This window comes from Streptomyces sp. NPDC003247 (genome assembly GCF_042888135.1).
Lineage (GTDB): Bacteria > Actinomycetota > Actinomycetes > Streptomycetales > Streptomycetaceae > Streptomyces.
Window position 1 is genome coordinate 741,178 of record NZ_JBIAPF010000004.1, and the last position, 20,044, is coordinate 761,221.

The 20,044-nt window shown below is 73.2% G+C and carries 15 protein-coding genes and 1 pseudogene; 13 read left to right on the top strand and 3 right to left on the bottom strand.

Annotated features, from left to right (window positions below; genetic code table 11):
• Positions 1–105: 105 nt before the first annotated feature.
• The 10 genes and pseudogenes from ACFYWQ_RS16950 to mug form a co-directional block, all read left to right on the top strand.
• A pseudogene (locus ACFYWQ_RS16950) lies at positions 106–906 on the top strand (ABC transporter ATP-binding protein); the annotation flags it as partial.
• A 274-nt stretch (positions 907–1,180) separates the two neighbouring features.
• On the top strand, positions 1,181–3,745 hold the full coding sequence (locus tag ACFYWQ_RS16955; RefSeq protein WP_389517141.1) for an ABC transporter permease: 2,565 nt from the start codon (positions 1,181–1,183) through the stop codon (positions 3,743–3,745).
• A 114-nt stretch (positions 3,746–3,859) separates the two neighbouring features.
• The gene (locus ACFYWQ_RS16960) at positions 3,860–4,714 is read left to right on the top strand and encodes an LLM class F420-dependent oxidoreductase (RefSeq protein WP_389517143.1); all 855 of its coding nucleotides are present in this window, start codon (positions 3,860–3,862) and stop codon (positions 4,712–4,714) included.
• A 60-nt stretch (positions 4,715–4,774) separates the two neighbouring features.
• The gene (locus ACFYWQ_RS16965; protein ID WP_389517145.1) at positions 4,775–5,200 is read left to right on the top strand and encodes a GNAT family N-acetyltransferase; all 426 of its coding nucleotides are present in this window, start codon (positions 4,775–4,777) and stop codon (positions 5,198–5,200) included.
• 178 nt (positions 5,201–5,378) lie between these two features.
• The gene (locus ACFYWQ_RS16970) at positions 5,379–6,713 is read left to right on the top strand and encodes a hemolysin family protein (RefSeq protein WP_389517147.1); all 1,335 of its coding nucleotides are present in this window, start codon (positions 5,379–5,381) and stop codon (positions 6,711–6,713) included.
• On the top strand, positions 6,710–7,723 hold the full coding sequence (locus ACFYWQ_RS16975) for a hemolysin family protein (RefSeq protein ID WP_389517149.1): 1,014 nt from the start codon (positions 6,710–6,712) through the stop codon (positions 7,721–7,723). The genes ACFYWQ_RS16970 and ACFYWQ_RS16975 overlap by 4 nt, the downstream gene beginning before the upstream one ends.
• Positions 7,724–7,811: 88 nt before the next feature.
• Positions 7,812–8,600 (top strand): SGNH/GDSL hydrolase family protein, encoded by a 789-nt coding sequence (locus ACFYWQ_RS16980; RefSeq protein ID WP_389517151.1) that lies wholly within the window; start codon positions 7,812–7,814, stop codon positions 8,598–8,600.
• Positions 8,601–8,719: 119 nt separating this feature from the next.
• Entirely contained in the window at positions 8,720–9,043 is a 324-nt protein-coding gene (locus ACFYWQ_RS16985) for a hypothetical protein (protein ID WP_389517153.1), read from the top strand.
• A 204-nt stretch (positions 9,044–9,247) separates the two neighbouring features.
• Complete coding sequence (gene purB / locus ACFYWQ_RS16990; protein WP_389517155.1) at positions 9,248–10,690, top strand: adenylosuccinate lyase; 1,443 nt, start codon at positions 9,248–9,250, stop codon at positions 10,688–10,690.
• A complete protein-coding gene (mug, locus tag ACFYWQ_RS16995) occupies positions 10,687–11,262 on the top strand; it encodes a G/U mismatch-specific DNA glycosylase (protein ID WP_389517450.1) in 576 nt (191 codons plus the stop codon). Before purB ends, mug begins: the two co-directional genes overlap by 4 nt.
• On the opposite strand, the gene ACFYWQ_RS17000 is transcribed toward mug, so the two are convergent.
• The 3 genes from ACFYWQ_RS17000 to ACFYWQ_RS17010 form a co-directional block, all read right to left on the bottom strand.
• Positions 11,240–11,683: a hypothetical protein gene (locus ACFYWQ_RS17000; protein ID WP_389517157.1), complete on the bottom strand. Its 444-nt coding sequence runs from the start codon at positions 11,681–11,683 to the stop codon at positions 11,240–11,242. The genes mug and ACFYWQ_RS17000 overlap by 23 nt on opposite strands.
• A gap of 141 nt (positions 11,684–11,824) precedes the next feature.
• Positions 11,825–12,550 (bottom strand): ABC transporter permease, encoded by a 726-nt coding sequence (locus tag ACFYWQ_RS17005; protein ID WP_389517159.1) that lies wholly within the window; start codon positions 12,548–12,550, stop codon positions 11,825–11,827.
• Position 12,551: 1 nt separating this feature from the next.
• Entirely contained in the window at positions 12,552–13,472 is a 921-nt protein-coding gene (locus ACFYWQ_RS17010) for an ATP-binding cassette domain-containing protein (protein ID WP_389517161.1), read from the bottom strand.
• A gap of 108 nt (positions 13,473–13,580) precedes the next feature.
• On the opposite strand from ACFYWQ_RS17010, the gene ACFYWQ_RS17015 reads away from it, so the two are divergent.
• The 3 genes from ACFYWQ_RS17015 (at position 13,581) to ACFYWQ_RS17025 (ending at position 20,033) form a co-directional block, all read left to right on the top strand.
• Positions 13,581–14,777, top strand: a complete 1,197-nt coding sequence (locus tag ACFYWQ_RS17015; protein WP_389517163.1) for a sensor histidine kinase — start codon at positions 13,581–13,583, stop codon at positions 14,775–14,777.
• Between the two features lie 86 nt (positions 14,778–14,863).
• Positions 14,864–15,199: a hypothetical protein gene (locus tag ACFYWQ_RS17020; RefSeq protein WP_389517165.1), complete on the top strand. Its 336-nt coding sequence runs from the start codon at positions 14,864–14,866 to the stop codon at positions 15,197–15,199.
• A gap of 4 nt (positions 15,200–15,203) precedes the next feature.
• Positions 15,204–20,033, top strand: a complete 4,830-nt coding sequence (locus ACFYWQ_RS17025; protein ID WP_389517167.1) for a caspase family protein — start codon at positions 15,204–15,206, stop codon at positions 20,031–20,033.
• Positions 20,034–20,044 lie beyond the last annotated feature (11 nt).

A 20,044-nucleotide genomic window follows, 5' to 3' on the forward strand; every position in this document is an offset into this window, starting at 1 on the left:
GGCAAGGGCGCTCCGGTGACCAAAAGGGATACCGGGTGTGCGCCCGGTCACACTACGCTCGTCGGACCGGCACGTCGGCACGTCCCCCCGATCGAGGAGGCAGCCTTGTCCACACCTGCTGTGCGGCACGCCCCCGGCCTGGCGTCGGCCGACGGCGTGGCGGCCCGGGCCCGGGCACTGACCAAGGCGTACGGCTCGGGCGAGACGGCCGTGCTGGCGCTGGACTCGGTGGACGTGGACATCGTGCGGGGACGCTTCACCGCCGTGATGGGGCCGTCGGGCTCGGGGAAGTCCACGCTGATGCACTGTCTGGCCGGGCTCGACACCGTCTCGGGCGGTCAGGTGTGGCTCGGCGACACCGAGATCACGGGACTGAAGGAACGGGAGCTGACCCGGCTGCGCCGCGACCGGATCGGGTTCATGTTCCAGTCGTTCAACCTGATCCCGACCCTCGACGCGGCCGAGAACATCACGCTGCCGATGGACATCGCGGGACGGAAGCCGGACCGGGAGTGGCTGGACCGGGTGATCGACACGCTGGGGCTGCGGGACCGTCTCACACACCGGCCCGCCCAGCTGTCCGGCGGTCAGCAGCAGCGCGTGGCCTGCGCGCGGGCGCTCGCCTCCCGCCCGGAGCTGATCTTCGCGGACGAGCCGACCGGCAACCTGGACTCGCGCGCCGGCCTGGAGGTCCTCGCCTTCCTCCGGGAAGCCGTGGACGGCCTGGGCCAGACCGTCGTCATGGTCACCCACGACCCGGGCGCCGCCGCCCACTCCGATCTGGTGCTCTTCCTCGCCGACGGCCGGATCGTGGACGAGATGGGGCGCCCGACGGCGGAGACGGTGCTGGAGCGCATGAAACGCTTCGACGGGATCCGCGCCCGGGCGGGCACGACTGCGGGCGGGTCCGGCGCGGTCGCGGGCGACTCCGGCACCGCAGCGGGCAACTCCGGCACGGTCTCGGGCGGCTCCGGTGCGGCCGCGGGCGAGCCCGGCGCGGCCCTGGGCGGCTCCGGCGCGGCCGCAGGCGAGCCCTACACGGCCCCGAGCGGCTCCGGCACCGCACCGGACGGCTCCGGCGCGGGCCCAGGCGAGTCCGGCCCGGCCCCGGGCGAGTCCGGCCCAGCTCCGGGCGAGTCCGGCCCGGCCGCGGGCGAGCCCGCCGGGAAGGGCTGAGCCGGTGCTGCGGGCCACGCTCCGGAGCTTCCTCGCGCACAAGGGTCGCCTGCTGCTGTCCGCCCTCGCCGTCGTGCTGTCGGTGGCGTTCGTCGCGGGCAGCCTGATCTTCTCCGACACGGTGGCGCGCACCTTCGACCGCCTCTTCGCGTCCACGTCGGCCGATGTGACGGTCGAGCCGGAGGAGGACCTGACCGCCTCCGTGCCCACCGGCGCGGTCCGGACCCTGCCCGCCGCCCTGGCCGACCGGGTGGCCCGCACCGCCGGAGTGGCCTCGGCCCACGCCGACGTCAGCGTGGAGAACGTCACGGTCGTCGACGCCGCCCACACGTCCGTGGGCCAGTCCGGCGGGGCGCCGACCATCGCCTCCGACTGGTACGTCACCGAGCGCAGCGCCGTGGAGCTGACCTCCGGCCGGGCCCCGCGCGGCGCCGCGGAGGCCCTGATCGACGCCGACACCGCCGGCCGCAAGGACGTGGAGATCGGCGACACGCTGACAGTGATGGCCCAGCCGGGTTCGTTCCCGGTCCGCGTCGTCGGCATCGCCACCTTCCGGACCACCAACCCGGGCGCCGCCCTGGTCTTCCTCGACCCCGCGGTGGCCGCCACCCGGCTCCTGGGCTCGCCCGACCTGGCCACCGGCATCTCCGTCGACGCGGCGGAGGGCGTGACCGACGCCGAGCTGAAGCGCCGCGTCGCCGCCGCGGTCGGCTCCGGCCCCTACGACGTGCAGACGGCCGACGAGCAGGCGAAGTCGGCGGCGGAGGAGCTGGGCGGGTTCCTCGACGTCATCAAGTACGTGATGCTCGGTTTCGCCGGGATCGCCGTGCTGGTCGGCGTGTTCCTGATCGTCAACACGTTCGCGATGCTGGTCGCCCAGCGGACCCGTGAGCTGGGTCTGCTCCGCGCCCTCGGCGCGGACCGCCGTCAGGTACGGCGCTCGGTGCTCACCGAGGCGGTGCTGCTGGGCCTGGCCGGCTCGACGCTGGGCCTCGCGGCCGGCATCGGCCTGGCGGCCGGTCTGATCCGGCTGATGAGCGCGCTCGGCATGAACCTGAAGACCACGGAGATGGTCGTCGGCTGGGCGACCCCGGTGTCGGCGTACGCCGTCGGCGTCGGCGTCACCTTCGTGGCCGCCTACCTCCCGGCCCGGCGCGCGGCGGCCGTGTCGCCCATGGCGGCCCTCGCGGACGCGGAGGTCGCCGGTGTGGGACGGCCGCTGCGGGTGCGTGCGGTGGCCGGGGCGGTCGTCGGCGGGCTCGGTGCCGCCGCCCTGGTGGGCTGCGTGACCGCGTCCCGTACGGCGACGGCGGCCTCGCTGCTGGGGCTGGGGGTCGTCCTCACGCTCGTCGCCACCGTCGTGGCGGGCCCGCTGCTGGTACGTCCGGTGATCCGGGTGCTCGGCGCGGGCTTCCCGGTCCTGTTCGGCGCGGTCGGCCGGATGAGCCGGCGCAACGCGCTGCGCAACCCGCGCCGCACGGGCGCGACCGCCGCCGCCCTGATGGTGGGCCTCGCCCTGGTGGGCGGCATGTCGGTGGCGAGCGCCTCGATGTCGGAGTCGTTCGACCGGCAGATCGACGAGACGCTCGGCGCCGACTTCGTCGTCCAGGACGCCGGCTTCACACCGTTCCCGCGGGAGGTGACCGACCGGGTCCGCGCCACGGACGGCGTCGGGGTCATCGTACGGCAGCGGTTCGCGCCGGTCGCCGTGCGGCTGCCCGACGGCGAGCGGCTCGAGACGACGGCCGCCGGGTACGACGACCGGATCGACGAGGTCGCCCGGGTGCGGTACGCGCGGGGCGACTCGGCGGCCGCGCTGGCCGACGGCGCGCTCGGCATGGACGCGGACTTCGCCGAGGAGCACGGCGTGCGGATCGGCAGCGTGCTGCCGGTGCGGTTCCCCGGCGACCGGACCGTCCGGCTGAGGGTGGGCGCGCTCACCGACCAGGACACCGAGGGCTTCGGCATGCGCGGCGGGCTGTTCCTCAGCGCCTCCGCCGTCGAGGAGTACGTGCCCGGGGGCCAGGACTCGGTGCTGTACCTGAACGCCGCCCCCGGCACCGACGCCGACGAGCTGCGGCCCCGGCTGGAGCGGGCGCTGGAGCCGTATCCGCAGGTGCAGGTGCGCGACCAGGCCGACTACAAGGAGCTGGTCCACGGCCAGATCGCCGTGCTGCTGTACCTGGTGTACGCGCTGCTCGGGCTCGCGATCGTCATCGCGGTGCTCGGGGTGGTCAACACCCTGGCGCTGTCGGTGGTGGAGCGGACCCGGGAGATCGGGCTGCTGCGGGCCATCGGGCTGGCGCGGCGGCAGGTGCGCCGGATGATCCGGCTGGAGGCGGTGGTGATCGCCGTGTTCGGCGCCGTCCTGGGGCTCGGGCTGGGGCTGGTGTGGGGCGTGTGCATACAGCGGGTGCTGGCCCTGGAGGGCATGAAGGAGCTGGCGGTCCCGTGGGGCACGGTCGTCGTGGTCGTCGTCGGCTCGGCGGTGGTCGGCATCGTGGCGGCACTGCTGCCGGCCCTGCGCGCCTCACGGATGAACGTGCTGGCGGCCATAGCGCACGAGTGACCGCGGCGGGACGGAATCCCCCGTACGACGACACCACGGTGGAAGTCCGCACCACACGGCACCCCACTGCACCACACCGCACCGCACCGCACCGCACCGATCGGAGGAGAGTTCATGGCGCGCCCGTTCCGCTTCGGAGCGAGTCTGATCGAGCCCGCGTCCGCCGGGGAGTGGCGCGCCAAGTGCCGCCGGGTCGAGGAACTCGGCTACGACGTGCTGCTGGTCCCCGACCATCTGGGGATGCCGGCGCCGTTCCCCTCCCTGGTCGCGGCGGCCGCGGCGACCGAGCGGCCGCGTCTGGGCACGTTCGTGCTCAACGCCGGTTTCTGGAACCCGGCGCTGCTCGCGCGCGAGGTGGCGACGACGGCCGCGCTGACGGACGGACGTCTGGAACTGGGGCTGGGCACCGGATACGTCCGGGCGGAGCACGAGGCGGCGGGGCTGCCGTGGGGGTCGCCCGGTGAACGGGTGGACCGGCTGCGACGCACGGTCGAGGAGCTGGACCGGTCGCCGGGGCCGAGGGTGCCCCTGCTGATCGGCGCGAACGGCGACCGGATGCTGGAGCTCACCGCCGAGCACGCCGACATCGCGGCCTTCACCGGCGCACGCGCCTGGGCGCGGAGCCCGACCGGGCTGACGCCGATCACGGCCGGCGCTCTCGACGAGCGCGTGGCGCGGTACCGGGAGCTGGCGCGCGGGCGCGAGGAACCGGCGGAGCTCAACCTGCTGGTCCAGATGGTGGTCGTCACCGAGGACCGCGAGGCGGCCGTCCGTCCCCTCCTGGAGCGGGCGCCGCACCTGACGCCGGAAGAGGCGCTGGAGCTGCCCATCCTGCTGGTCGGCACGCTGCGGGAGATCGTCGCGCAGGTGCTCGCCCAGCGCGAGCGCTACGGGTTCTCGTACCTGACGGTGCTGGAGCCGTACGTGGAGGCCTTCGCGCCCGTGATCGCGGAACTGCGGGGCCGGTGACGAGCGTCCGGATGCTGGAATTCCGCCGTTCGGCCCGCGCTCCGTGGTGTGATCACCGGCATGTCTGAACTGCGGATACGGGCCGCGACGCCCGACGACCTCGACGCCGTGCTGGACTTCTGGAAGACCGCCGCCGAGGGCACGAGCATCAGTGACGACCGGGAGGGCGTGGAGCGGCTGGTCGCCCGTGACCCGGACGCGCTGATCCTGGCCGAGCGGGACGGGGAGCTGGCCGGCACGGTGATCGCCGGGTTCGACGGGTGGCGCTGCCACCTGTACCGGCTGGCGGTGCATCCGCACCACCGCCGCCAGGGGATCGGCTCGGCGCTGCTGGCCGCCGCGGAGGAGCGGTTCGTCCGGCTGGGCGGGCGGCGCGGCGACGCCATGGTGCTGACGCGGAACGAGACCGCGCACCATGCCTGGCGGGCTGCGGGGTACACGCCCGAGGAGCGCTGGCGGCGCTGGGTGAAGCCGCTCACCGACTGACCTCACCCACCAGCCGCTTTGCCGATCCTTTACACTTGGGGGACCGTGCGGATCGTACGGTCCTCCTACCGGTCTCGAAACGTGAAAGGTGTGAGCGTCCGCCCATGGGCGAGCCTCCCAGTACGCGACATCGCGCGATCCTCCCTGCCCTGTCCGACCATGGGACGGAGGTGACACGATGACGGAAGTCCTCCTGCTGCTGGTGGCGATCCTGCTGTCACTGGCGTGCGGCGCCTTCGTAGCGGCCGAGTTCTCGCTGACGACCGTGGAGCGCAGCGAGCTGGAGCGGGCCGTCGAGCGGGGCGAGACCGGCGCGGCCGGTGCCCTGAAGGCCGTCCGCAACCTCACGTTCCAGCTGTCCGGCGCCCAGCTCGGCATCACCGTCACCAACCTGGTCGTCGGCATGCTCGCCGAGCCGTCGATCGCCGCGCTGATCTCCGGGCCGCTGGAGTCGGCCGGTCTGTCCGCCACCGCGGCCAGCTCGGTCGCGCTGGTGCTGGGCACAGCCCTGTCGACGGTGTTCCTGATGGTCGTCGGCGAGCTCGTCCCGAAGAACTGGGCGATCTCCTCCCCGCTGGCCGTGGCCAAGCGGGTGGGCAACGCCCAGCGCTGGTTCAGCGCCGCCTTCCGCCCCTTCATCACGCACCTGAACAACACCGCGAACCGCGTGGTGCGCCGGTTCGGGCTGGAGCCCGCCGAGGAGCTGGCCTCCGCCCGCGGCCCACAGGAGCTGGTCGCGCTGGCCCGGCACTCCGCCAAGCAGGGCGCGCTGGAGGCGGACACCGCCGAGCTGTTCGTGCGCACGCTGAACCTGGCCGACCTGACCGCGGAGAACGTGATGACACCGCGCGTCCAGGTCGTCGCCCTGGAGGCCCGGGCGACCTGCGAGGACGTCGCCAACGCGACCCGGGCGACCGGCCTGTCCCGCTTCCCCGTCTACCGGGACACCCTGGACCAGGTGGTCGGCACCGCCCACATCAAGGACGTCCTGGCGATGCCCGCGGAGCGCCGTACCCGGGTGTCCGTCGCCGAGATCATGCGCGAACCGCTGCTGGTGCCCGAGAGCCTGACCGTGGACCGTCTCCTGGACCGGCTGTCCGGGAAGCGGACGATGGCCGTGGTCATCGACGAGTACGGTGGGACGGCCGGGGTGGCGACCCTGGAGGACATCGTCGAGGAGGTCGTCGGCGAGGTCCGTGACGAGCACGACCCGCACGAGACGCCCGACCTCGCCCCCGCGGGCACGGACGACACCGGCCGCGCCCTGTACACGGCCGACGGCGCCGCCCGCACCGACCAGCTCGCGCGCGTGGGCCTGCACGTCCCGGAGGGCCCCTACGAGACGCTCGCCGGCCTGGTCGCCACCGAGCTGGGCCGCATACCGGCCGTCGGTGACCGCGTCGAGGCCGCCGGCTGGCGCATGGACGTGGTCGACGCGTCCGGCCACCGGGCCGCGCGGGTGCTGCTGCACGCGCCGCTCGACGACCCGTCGGAACAGGAGGTCGGCCGGTGACCGCCGTCCAGTTGCTGATCGGCCTGGCGACCCTGGTCGTCAACGCCTTCTTCGTCGGCGCGGAGTTCGCGCTGATCTCCGTACGCCGCTCGCAGATCGAGCCGTACGCCGAACAGGGCGACCGGCGCGCCCGGAGCGTGCTGTGGGGCCTGGAGCACGTGTCCGCGCTGATGGCGGCCGCCCAGCTCGGCATCACGCTGTGCACCCTGGTCCTCGGTGTGGTCGCCGAACCGGCGATCGAGCACCTGCTGGAACCGGTGTTCCACGCGGTCGGCGTGCCCGAGGGGGCCGGTCACGTGGTGTCCTTCGTGATCGCGCTGACCCTGGCCACGTACCTGCACATGCTGCTGGGCGAGATGGTGCCGAAGAACATCGCGCTCGCCGAGCCGGTGCGCAGCGCACTGCTGCTCGGCCCGCCGCTGGTCGCGCTCTCCCGGGCGCTGCGTCCGGTGATCTTCGCGATCAACGCCTTCGCGAACGGGCTGCTGAAGCTGCTGCGGATCGAGGCCAAGAACGAGGTCACGGCCACGTTCTCGGACGCGGAGCTGGCCCAGATCGTCAAGGACGCGGGTGAGGCCGGGCTCCTCGACGACCGCGCCCAGGAGCGGCTGCACGACGCCCTGGAACTGGGCCGGCGCCCGGTGCGGGACGTCGTCGTCCCCCTGGAACGGGTCGTCTACGCGCACGTGGGCGTCACCCCGGAGGGGCTGGAGCGGCTCGCGGGCGAGTCGGGGTTCTCCCGCTTCCCCGTCGTCGACGAGGGCCGCCGGATCGTCGGGTACCTGCACGTGAAGGACGCGCTCGACGCCTCGCCCCGGGACGAGGCGTTCCGGCTGCGGGACCTGCGGCCCATCGCGCGCGTACGGGAGACGACGCCCCTGGACGACGTCCTCACGGCCATGCGGGGCAGCCGGACGCACCTGGCGGCCGTGATCGGCGCCGACGGGCGGCTCGCCGGGCTGGTGACCATGGAGGACGTGCTGCGCGAGCTGTTCGGACAGCGGGCCTGAGCGGGCGCGGGCGGCGGAGGTGGGCGAGCGCGGGCGGCGGGGGTGACCGACCGCTGGGTATGCCCGGCGGGATACCATCGCTGACGCCATGCAGACGAACACCACACCCCCGTACTCCAGCCTGGTCGCGGTCGGCGACTCGTTCACCGAGGGCATGTCGGACCTGCTGCCCGACGGCACCTACCGCGGCTGGGCGGACCTCCTGGCGGGCCGGATGGCGGCCCGCGCGCCCGGCTTCCGGTACGCCAACCTCGCGGTGCGCGGCAAGCTGATCGGCCAGATCGTCGAGGAGCAGGTGGACGTGGCCGCCGCGATGGGCGCCGATGTGATCACCCTGGTCGGCGGCCTGAACGACACCCTGCGCCCGAAGTGCGACATGGGCCGGGTCACGGGCCTGCTGACGGAGGCCGTGGAGCGGCTGGCCCCGTCCTGCAAACGGCTGGTGCTGATGCGCAGCCCCGGCCGGCAGGGCCCGGTCCTGGAGCGGTTCAGGCCGCGCATGGAGGAGCTGTTCGCCTGCGTCGACGGCCTCGCCGCCCGCCACGACGCCCTGGTCGTCGACCTGTACGGCGCCCCCTCCCTGGGCGACCCGCGGATGTGGGACGTGGACCGGCTGCACCTGACGGCCGAGGGCCACCGCCGGGTCGCCGAGGCGGTCTGGCAGGCCCTCGGCCACGATCCCGAGGACACCGACTGGCACACGCCGATGCCCGCGACGCCGCCGCCGGGCTGGCTCACGCGGCGCGTGGCGGACGCCCGGTTCGCCCGGCGGCACCTGCTGCCGTGGATAGGCCGCCGGCTCACCGGCCGCTCCTCCGGCGACGGCCTGCCCCCCAAGCGCCCCGAGCTGCTGCCGTACGAGGTCCCGCCGGCGTAGGCGTGCGACGGAGAACGGCACCTCGGTAATTCGCCATTGGACATGGCGAGTTGCGGCACCCGTTCGGGTGAATAAAGTGGAATGTGACCAATTGACCCACGCCCCGAAAGGGGACAGTCATGCGTGCACACAGCGGAAAGCGGGCCACCGCCCTCGGTGCCCTCCTCCTCGCCGTCGGCGTGGTCCTCACCCCTGTCACCCTCCAGCAGGCGTCGGCGGCCACGCCGAACACACCTCACGCCGGCGTGTCCACGGTGGTGGACAGCCCACGGGACTACCGACGGGGCTTCAGGGACGGTTTCCGTGACGGGTACGCGGACGCCAGGGACGACTGCCGGCGCGAGAAGGCGAAGAAGTACGGCTTCAGCAACGACGACTACACCCGCGGCTACGCCGACGGCTACAGCTCCGGGTACGCACGGGCCGAGCGGCGCTACTGCTGAGCCGTACGCGCCCGGCGGAGCGTCCGGAACACGGCCCCGCCCCGGTGGAAGGCCACCGGGGCGGGGCCGCCCCTGTCACACACCGGGCACACACCTGTCACGCACTGTTCGCGAGGCGACCGCACCGACCGCCCCTGACCTGGGCGTTCTCACACTGCGTAGACGGTGACGGACCACTGTGGACGGTAGGTAAACTCCGTACACGTGACTTCCGCTCCCGCCAAGCCCCGCATCCCGAACGTCCTCGCCGGACGCTACGCCTCCGCCGAGCTCGCCACGCTCTGGTCGCCCGAGCACAAGGTGAGGCTGGAGCGTCAGCTCTGGCTCGCCGTGCTGAAGGCGCAGAAGGACCTCGGGATCGAGGTGCCCGACGCGGCGATCGCCGACTACGAGCGCGTCCTCGACCAGGTCGACCTGGCCTCGATCGCCGAGCGCGAGAAGGTCACGCGCCACGACGTGAAGGCGCGGATCGAGGAGTTCAACGACCTCGCCGGGCACGAGCACGTCCACAAGGGCATGACCTCCCGCGACCTCACGGAGAACGTCGAACAGCTCCAGATCCGCCTCTCGCTGGAGCTGATGCGCGACCGTACGGTGGCCGTCCTCGCCCGTCTGGGCAAGCTGGCCGGCGAGTACGGCGAGCTGGTCATGGCCGGCCGCTCCCACAACGTGGCCGCGCAGGCCACCACCCTCGGCAAGCGGTTCGCGACCGCCGCCGACGAACTGCTCGTGGCGTACGGGCGGGTCGAGGAGCTGCTGGGCCGCTACCCGCTGCGCGGCATCAAGGGCCCGGTCGGCACCGCGCAGGACATGCTGGACCTGCTCGGCGGGGACGCCTCCAAGCTGGCCGGCCTGGAGCAGCGCATCGCCGACCACCTGGGCTTCGCCCAGGCCTTCACCTCGGTCGGCCAGGTGTACCCGCGCTCGCTGGACTACGAGGTCGTCACCGCGCTGGTGCAGCTGGCGGCGGCGCCGTCGTCGCTGGCGAAGACGGTCCGGCTGATGGCCGGGCACGAGCTGGTGACCGAGGGCTTCAAGCCGGGCCAGGTCGGCTCCTCCGCGATGCCGCACAAGATGAACACCCGCTCCTGCGAGCGCGTCAACGGCCTGATGGTGATCCTGCGCGGCTACGCGTCGATGACGGGCGAGCTGGCCGGCGACCAGTGGAACGAGGGCGACGTGTCCTGCTCGGTGGTCCGCCGGGTGGCGCTCCCCGACGCGTTCTTCGCCCTGGACGGCCTGCTGGAGACGTTCCTGACGGTGCTCGACGAGTTCGGCGCCTTCCCGGCGGTCGTGGCGCGTGAGCTGGACCGCTACCTGCCGTTCCTCGCCACCACCAAGGTGCTGATGGGCGCGGTGCGCGCGGGCGTCGGCCGGGAGATCGCGCACGAGGCGATCAAGGAGAACGCCGTGTCCTGCGCGCTGGCGATGCGTGAGCAGGGCGCCGAGCGCAACGAGCTGCTGGACCGGCTCGCCGCCGACGAGCGCATCCCGCTGGACCGCGCCGGGCTCGACGCGCTGATGGCCGACAAGCTGTCCTTCACGGGTGCCGCCGGCGCCCAGGTGGCCGTCGTCGTCGGCCGGATCGAGGAGATCGTGAAGCAGCGCCCCGAGGCCGCGGGGTACACCCCCGGAGCGATCCTCTGACCCGCTTCACCCAGGCGGACCTGGAGGCCGCCCGCGACCGTCTCGTCCCGGACGTGGTCGCGGGCGGTCTGCGTGTGCTGTTCTGCGGGATCAACCCGGGGCTGATGACGGCGGCGACCGGCCACCACTTCGCCCGCCCCGGCAACCGCTTCTGGCCGGTGCTGCACCTGTCGGGTTTCACACCGCGCCTGCTGAAGCCGGAGGAACAGCGGGAGCTGCTGGAGTACGGGCTCGGCATCACCAACGTGGTCGCGCGGGCCAGCGCCCGCGCCGACGAGATCACGGCGGAGGAGTACCGCGAGGGCGGGCGGCTGCTGGCGGAGAAGGTGGCCCGGCTGAAACCGCTCTGGCTGGCCGTGGTGGGCGTCACGGCCTACCGGGCGGCGTTCGACGACCGCAAGGCCACGGTGGGCCCGCAGGAGCGGGTCATCGGGGACACGCGGGTGTGGGTGCTGCCCAATCCCAGCGGGCTCAACGCCCATTGGACGGCGGCGACGATGGCGGAGGAGTTCGCGCGGCTGCGGGTCGCGGCCCGGACGGATCCGCCCACTACGGCGGATCCGTCTCGGTGACGACGGCGAGCAGCTGGAACGGCAGCTCCTTGTCCCACTGGGAGACCCCGAGGGCTATCCAGCGCGCGGTGTCCGGCGACCGCCACAGGTGGAGGTCCGGCACGTGCGCGCTGAGGGAGGCCCAGGGCTCGGGTATGTCCTCGCCGTCCAGGGAGCGCTCCAGCGTGCTCGCCAGGCTGATGCGGTCCGGTGGGCCCCAGCGGTCGGCGAGCCGCTCCGTCAGCCCGTCCCGGTCGGCCTCGTACTGCGCCTCCGTCTCCTCCCACTCCGTCCCGTCGTCCTCCCAGAAGTCGCCGCTGGTCTGTAACTCGGCGACGAGATAACCGGGTCCGCCCGTGCCCACGTCCGTCCTGCCGTGCTCCGCGGGGAAGTCCCGGGCGCACAGCAGGTCGACGGTGGCGAGGCAGCGTGCGATGTCCATGCGAGCCAGTAAACAGGCCGCCACTGACAAGTGGCGTGGCGTCAGACACCGTGCGGATCAGGCGTCGTGGATCGGGCGTCGCGGATGCGGCGTCGCCGACCGGGCCTCCCGCGTCAGGTTTCGCGGTTCAGGCCTCCCGCGTCAGGCGTCCCGGCGCCGCACGCTCCATGCGCCCGCGAGGAGCGCGGCGGCGGTCCACAGCGCCGTCACCCCGAGCCCGGACCACGCTCCGAGCGAGCCGTCGTGCGTCTCGTACAGGACCACCTGGCCCGCCTTGTCGGGCAGGAAGTCGGTGGCTCCTCCGGCCACGTCCCCGATCACGAACGAGACCACGACGAGGAACGGGATCAGCAGGGACAGCGCGCCCACCCCGCTGCGCAGCACGGCCGTGAGACCGGCCGCGAGGAGCGCCATCAGGGTCAGGTAGATCCCGCAGCCCACGACACCGCGCGCCTGCTCGCCCACGGTGAGACCGCTCGCCGCGTCACCGAGCCCCGCCCTGGCGGCGACGAGGGCGGTGAAGGCCGTGACCAGCCCGACGGCCAGCACGGGTACGGCGATCGCCGTCGCCTTCGCCGCGAACCACCGTCCGCGCCACGGCACCGCGGTGAGCGAGAGCCGCAGCGCGCCCCCGTGGAACTCCGAGGACACGGCCATGGCCCCGAAGGAGATCGCGGCGATCTGACCGGGTGTGACACCGGACAGGGCCGCGAACAGTGGGTCGAACTCCGGTTCGGACGTCTCGGAGACGCCCGCGATCGCGGAGAACGCCGTGGTCACCGCCAAGAGCGCGAGCAGCGCCCCGAGCAGCGAGCGGAGCGTGCGGATCTTCAGCCACTCCGAGTGGAGGACGGGTGCGAACGACATGTCAGGCCTCCTGCGGCCGCGCGGTGAACTCGGTCTCGGTCGTGGTCAGGTCGAAGTAGGCCTGCTCCAGCGTTCCCTCCTCCGTGGCGAGTTCGAGGACCGGCACTCCCGCGGCGGACGTGAGGCGTCCGATGTCGTCCACGCGCGCGTGGTCGACGGTCCAGTGCCCGTCGTCGTGCTCCACGGCGTGGTGGCCGTGCGGGGCCAGGGCGCGTCCGAGCGCGACGGGGTCCGTGGTGCTGACCCGTACGCGCGGGCGCACGCGCGCGTCGATGAACTCCCGCATCGGGGTGTCGGCCAGGAGGCGTCCCCGGCCCAGGACGACGAGGTGGTCGGCGAAGGACGCCGTCTCGTTCATGAGGTGGCTGGAGACCAGGACCGTACGGCCCTCCCCCGCGAGCCGGCGCAGCAACGCCCGGATCCACACGATGCCTTCGGGGTCGAGGCCGTTGGAGGGTTCGTCGAGCAGGACCACCTCGGGGTCGCCGAGCAGGGCCGCCGCGATGCCGAGGCGCTGGCGCATGCCCAGGGAGTACGTCCTCACCCGGCGCCGCGCCACCGACGCCAGACCCGTCTCCGCCAGCACCTCGTCGACCCGGCCGCGCGGGATGCGGTTGCTCACCGCCAGCGTCAGCAGGTGGTCGCGTCCGGTACGGGAGCCGTGCGCGGCCTGCGCGTCGAGGAGCGCGCCCACGTGGCGCAGGGGTTCGCGGAAGGTGCTGTAGCGGCGGCCGCCGAGGGTGGCGGAGCCGGAGGCCGGCCGGTCGAGGCCGAGCACGAGCCGCATGGTGGTGGACTTCCCGGCGCCGTTGGGGCCGAGGAAGCCGGTGACGCGGCCGGGGAGGACGTCGAAGGTGAGGTCGTCGACGGCTCGCCGGGTGCCGTACTCCTTGGTGAGGTTCCGGACTTCGATGCCGGTCATGGCCGGAGCATGGCCGTTGGGCGGGGCGCAGGGCCTCCCCCGGCGGTGGAGTCCGTCTCCCCCGTGCGGGGGAGGTCCGTTGTCGGTGGCGGCTGGGACGATGACGGCATGGTCCGCTCGCTGCGCCCGTTCGTCCGGGCGGTGACGTACACACGGTGGCTGCATCTGTTCATGGCCGTCGTGTGGCCGGCCATGTGGTGGTACGTCTTCGATCCGCTGTGGGCGGCGCTCACGGCGTTCGTCCTGCTCGGCTGCGCCGGGCTGCTGCCCGCGCTGCGGACCGTCGAGGGGCTTCAGGCCAGGCTGCTGCTCGTCGGCGGGCGTCACGACGGCGGGCACCCGGAGATCGTCGTCGCGCCGTCCGCCACCCGGGGCGACCGTGCGCGCACCGTCCTGTGGCTGGAGATCCGGCTGTTCCTGGGGTGTGCGGTGGCCTTCCTCACCATCCACCTCCCCCTGCTCACCGACGACCTGGCGCGCACCGCCCGGGGAGGCAGCCCCGACCCCGCCACGTTCGTCCAGGTCCCGGGCCACCACGGGTGGTACGCCTGGATCACGCCGCTCCCGCTGATGGCGCTGGCCGCCGTCGTCGTCGCCTCCGGCCGGCTGATCACCGTCCTCGCCCGGCGCCTCCTCGGCCCCTCGCCCGCGGAGCGGCTCGCCGCCCTGGAGGAGCGCACCGAACAGCTCCTGGAGCGGACGCGCATCGCACGCGAGTTGCACGACTCGATCGGCCACGCCCTGACCGTCGCCGTCGTCCAGGCGGGCGCGGCGCGGGCGGCGGGCGATCCCGCCTTCACGGCCCGCGCCCTGGACGCCATCGAGGAGACCGGCCGCGCCGCCCTGGAGGACCTGGAACGCGTCCTGGGCGTCCTGCGCGAGTCGGAGCGCCCGGTCGGCAGCCGCCCGACGCTCACCGACGCCGACCGCCTCCTCGACTCCGCCCGGGCCTCGGGTGCGGAGGTCGACGCGGACCTGACCGGCCCGCTGGACACCGTCCCGGGCCCGGTCTCCCGCGAGGGCTACCGCATCCTCCAGGAGTCACTGACGAACGTCCTGCGGCACGCGGGCGCCGTCCCCGTCCGGGTCCGCGTCGGGGTCGCCGGCGACGTCCTCAGCCTGGAGGTGCGCAATCCGCTGGCCGCCCGTATACCCGGCCCGGGCCGGGGCGACGGGCTGCGCGGCATGCGTGAGCGGACCGCGCTGCTGGGCGGACGGGCGTCGATCGGACCGCACGGGGGCGAGTGGCGGGTGCGGGCCGAGATCCCGATCGCTTCGGGTGCGGTACGCCCGCGTTCGCGCTGATCGACGTCAACTCCCCTCACTTGCGCACACGTTGCTTTACCATCTCCTCATCTGCGAAGGACCTCGAATTCGGGAGCCGTGTGCCCATGTCGTCCGAAGAACAGCCCCTGACCGAGTCCACCCTGCCCGTCTGGGTGGCCGCCGACGACATCGACGAGCTTCTGGACGAGTCCAAGGGACTGCTCAGCCGCAACGGCGACGCCGTGCTCCAGCAGGTCCCCCTCGGCCCCCTGCGGAAGAACCTCACGGCGACGGTGGACGCCCTCCAGCAGTTGTTCGCGGACGTCGCCGCCCGCGGAGGGTCGCTGCCCCTCCAGGAGGCGCACCTCTCCTTCCAGATCACGGCCGGAGGCGGTGTGCAGTTGATCGGCACCGGACAGGTGCAGGGGACGCGTGCGATCACCCTGATCTTCAAGCAGTGATCCCATGGGGCGCCATCTCGCCTTGCTCGTGGGAGCGAGCGACTACCAGTCGACGCAGGGGGACTTCTCCTCACTCGGTTTCATCCCCGCCGAGCTCGAACAACTGCGCGTCGCCCTGACCGCCAGGGACTTCGAGGTCGAACTGGTGGCACGCGGTTACGTGGACGATCACGGAACCGGCATCAACGCCTCCCACATCCGCAGCAGCATCAACAAAGCGCTCGCGAACGCCCGGATGAACGACACCCTGCTGATCGTCGTCAGCGGTCACGGGATCCAGCACGAGGGCCGCGACTACATCGTTCCGGAGGGCCTGCACCCCTTCGACGACCACGTCGAGGAGTCCGTCCCGGTCGACTGGGCGGCGGGTGCGGTCTCCCGGAGCCAGGCGGACACGGTCGTCTTCCTCCTGGACACCTGCCGGGAAGGCGTCCGCGAGGAGGCGAAGGGGCGCGGGCGCCTCGTGCGGCGCGCACCGGACCTGGACTGGAAGCTCGAGCGGCGGCGGAAGGTCGCCCGGATCTTCGCCTGCTCGCCGCTGGAGAAGGCCCTGTGGGCGAAGGGCGGCGCCGGGGGCGACGCAGCCGGGGCGGCCCCCTTCAGCCTGTTCACCCGGGCGCTGACGGACCTCGTCCGCGAACACCGCCCCCGGATGACGCTCACCCAGCTGCTGGCCTCTCTCCAGACCCGCATCGACGAACTGCACACCGTGTGCGGGAAGAACGGCCGGCCGCAGCAGGTCGACCACCAGATCACCAGTGGGCCCGTACGCGACGAGATCGTCGTCCTGCCCTCCCTGCCGGGCGCCGAGGAAGATCCCCCCACCCGCTCGTACGCGGACCACGCCTGGGTGCACATCGTCACCGAGCACCGCGCCTGGAGCCTCGTGCCCGCGTCCTGGACGGGGCCCGTGGCCGCGCTCAAGCAGCGGTGCGCGGAGATCACCGCGCGGCTGGCGGCCGAGAACGACCTGCACGCCCCGCGGCTCACGGACGATCCCTGGCACGACCCCACGCACGTCGAGCGGACGAGCGGCCAGCTGGCCCAACTGCTCATCGGCGCGCCGTCCTCCGAGCGTCCCCGAGCGCTGACCGACCTGATGCCCACGGAAGCCGCCCTGCTGGCGCTCACCCCGTTCCTGGCGCACACGGTCGAGGTCCGTCTGGCGGCGACCGAGGCACAGGTGCTCCAGGACGATCCGCCGCAGTTCACCACGTTCATCGAGCGCTACCCGCGGGAACGGCGGCGGCTCGAGCAGGCGCGGCGGGCGGGCAACGCCCCGGCGGTCGCACAGATCCGCTGGTGGCTGTTCCACCGCTGGCTGCTGCACCGCGGTGAGAGCTACCACCAGTCCGTCGTCGACCCCCTGCTGCCACCACCCGCCGACGACCTGGCCGACTGGGTGCCCCGGGCCCTGGGCTCCGGTGTCCTGCTCCGGCTGGTGAACGAACTCCGGCTGTCGCCCTTCTCGCTGCTCGGGTCGGGCGACCAGCCGGAGGCCCAGACCGGCGTCGAGGGCGCCGCGCCCCGCGTCCGGTCCGTGGTGGCGCAGGGCGACGCCGACCAGCACGACGTGCGCGAACGCCTCCTCGCCACCCTGCTCAAGCTCGCCCGCGCCCGGGCCGTCACCCCACAGGCCCTGCCGCAGGTCCTCGTCCAGAACCTCGGCGTCCGCCATCAGGTCGACCTCCACGAACTGCGGACGTGTCTGCAGAAGTCGTACTGGGACCGGGTGGCGAAGAGCATCACCCTGCGCGCCACCACCCGGCATCACGTGGGGACGCTCGCGGTCGAGATGTACTGCGACCAGGTCGACGGACTGCTGCGGGACATCGGCAAGCAGTCCGATCTGCCGATGGACCTGCGGCCGCTGGAGAACCTGCCCGCCCGCGCCGAGCCCGAGCTCGACGCCCCGCAGCACCTGCGGGAGGCGATCCGGTTCCGCGCCGACGAGGAGCGGGTCCTCGACCTGCTCATGGGGCGCAACCTGTACAAGAATCCGGAGCTCGCCGTCCGCGAGCTGTACCAGAACGCCCTGGACGCCTGCCGCCACCGGGAGCTGCGCACGCGGTACCTGCGCCGCATGGGACGCCCGCTCCCGGAGTGGGAGGGCCTCATCACCTTCAAGCAGGGCGTCGACTCCCAGGGCCGGCACTACCTGCGCTGCACGGACACCGGCATCGGCATGGGCGTGAACGAGATCCGGCACGCCTTCGCCGAAGCCGGCGCACGCTTCGTCCATCTGCCCGAGTACGTGCGGGAGATGGCGTTGTGGCAGCAGCACGCCGAGGATCTCAAGCTGTATCCCAACAGCCGCTTCGGCATCGGAGTGCTCAGCTATTTCATGCTCGCCGACGAGATCACCGTCGAGACCTGCCGGCTCAGCATGGAGGGGCGTCCGGGGCAGGGTCTGCGGGTGTCCATCGCCGGTCCCGGCACCCTCTTCCGGATCGATCCGCTGCCGGACGATCCGGAGCGGGACGCGGGCACCACGGTCACCCTCTATCTCAACCCGCCGGAGGAGGGCGAAGGCCCGCTGTCCTGCGTGCAGGTGCTGAGCGAGCATCTGTGGATCGCCCCGTACCGCACCACCGCCTCGATGGGCGGGACGCCCGTGCGGTGGGAGGCGGACCGATTGCGCGGGGAGGCCCTCGAGCAGCACCAGTCGGGTCATGTGAGCCCGCTGTGGCGGCACGGGCGCGGCAAGCGGGTGGCGGCCGCCCGGGCGCCCGGTGGGAGGCTGTACTGGGTCGACGGAAAGGGCGTGTATCTGGCGGACGGCGTCAAGACGGGCGACGACGCCTTCGGCATGGTCGTCGACCTCCGGGACGATCTGCGGCCGGAACTGCTCTCCGTGGACCGCGTGGAACTCCAGCGGTACGACGAGGCCGCCGTACGACAGCTCCTCGTGGACGGCATCCCCACGCTGATCAGCAGCCCCGTGTTCTCCTACGCGTGGGCGCTGAGGCTGGCGGGCAGCGACGAGAAGCTCACCGTGGAGTGCCTGGAACACGCCGCGGCGGCCGGGAACACCTGGGACGTCTTCGGGCACGAGGTGCCCGTCGCCACGAGCGGCCTGTTCCCGCCGGACGAGCTGATCCTGCGGGCCGTCACCGGACGGCCGCCGCAGGACGGCCGGGCTCGGCCGCTCCACGACCACCTGTTCGTCTCCTGCCTGCCGGAGTACGTCGTCCGCTGGCGTCTGCTGTCCTACCTGCGCGCGGGTCTGGGCGGGCCGACGACCGACGTCGTCGCCGGCACCGAGCCTCTGACGGCGCTGCCCACCGACCTCACCCTGCTCAGCCGCACGTCCCGTGACGGGGCAGGCGTCTGGAGGCAACGCCTCACGGCCTGGCGCACGGACAACCCGTACGACACGCGCCGCAGGGGCTTTCCCGTGGAGACCGGTTTGTCGTCGACGGTGCACGACACCGGCCTTCCCCTCATCGACTCCCTTCCCGCGTGGGCGGACGACACGGAGGAGCTGGAGCTGGACGACGTGCTCCGGTGGGTGGAGTCGACCGGGCGGACCGTGCGCGAGGTGGAGCAGCGCCTCACCGCCCTGGGCTTCCGGGTGGCCGACCTGCGCGTCTCCCCGGAGCTGGGACCGGACGACCTGGCGTATCTGCGGCAGGTGGACTCGTACGGCGCCCGACTCCTTCCGGAGACCCCCCTGTCCTGGCCGCAGTTGGTGTACTCCGCGGCCCGCGCCCGCACCACGGTGCCGGAGGCGGCCGAGCGTCTGACGCGGCTGGGATACACCGTGGCCGCCCCGCTCCGGGGTGACGTACGGCCCGGCGAGGGGGACGTCTCCCTCCTGGAGGCCCTGTACCGGACCGAGGACGGATCCGGCCGGGCCGGGACCGACGCGCTGTCCGTCGCGCAGGTCGCCGTCGCCTCCCTGGCGACGCTCGCCTCGCCCGCGGCCGTCGCCGCGCGCGCGGGCGAGCTGCGCATCGAGGTGCCGGGGCACCGGTTCGGCGCCATGCCCCTCGACGACACCGACCGCCGCATCCTGAGCCGCGACCTGGACGGGCAGGGCCCCTGGCTGGACCCGAACCGCGACATTCCCGTGCCCCACCTCATCGGAGCGTCCAGAGCCACCGGCCTCGACCCCGACGCCGTGGCCGAGCGGCTGCGGCTGCACGGGTTCACCCCACCGGAGGTGGCACCCCGGTGGGCCGGGATCACCGACGAGGACCTGCTCATGCTCAGCGCCAGGGCATCGGGGCTGGGGCACTATCCCGACGCGGACACACCGATGAGCCGCGACCACGTACGCCAGATCGCCCTCGCCCGGAACGTCCCGCTCGCCGATGTCCGCCGGCGTCTGGCCGACCTCGGTTACACGGTGCCGCGCGAGGATCCGGTGCTCGACGGGCTGACCACGGACGATCTGAGCCTCGTCACGAGGTACGTCACCGACTGGGACGCGGAAGGCCGGACCTCCACGGTCGTACCGGCGGCCCACGTCCGTGCGGCGGCCCTCCGCCTCGGCCGTCCCCCGGCGGAACTGGCCGAGAGGCTGACGGCCCTCGGCTGCCGTGTCGAGACACCGCCGGAGTCCTTCGCCGATCCCACACCCGCCGATGTCCTGGCGGCCTGCCTGGCCGCCCCCTCCGGCGCCGCGGGGCCGACGGCGGAGGACTGCCGGAGCACCGAGCTGTCCCTGGCCGACCTCACCGCGCTCGCTCTTCGCTTCGGGCTGCCGTTCCGGGAGGTGGCGCTGGAGGCCACGCGACGCGGCCTCCGGCACGAGGCCGAGGACTGGTTCCCCGCCCCCGCCGCCGGCCTGCCGCCCCGCGCAGCGGTGCCGGCGCACACCACGTCCTGATCTACGCTGGC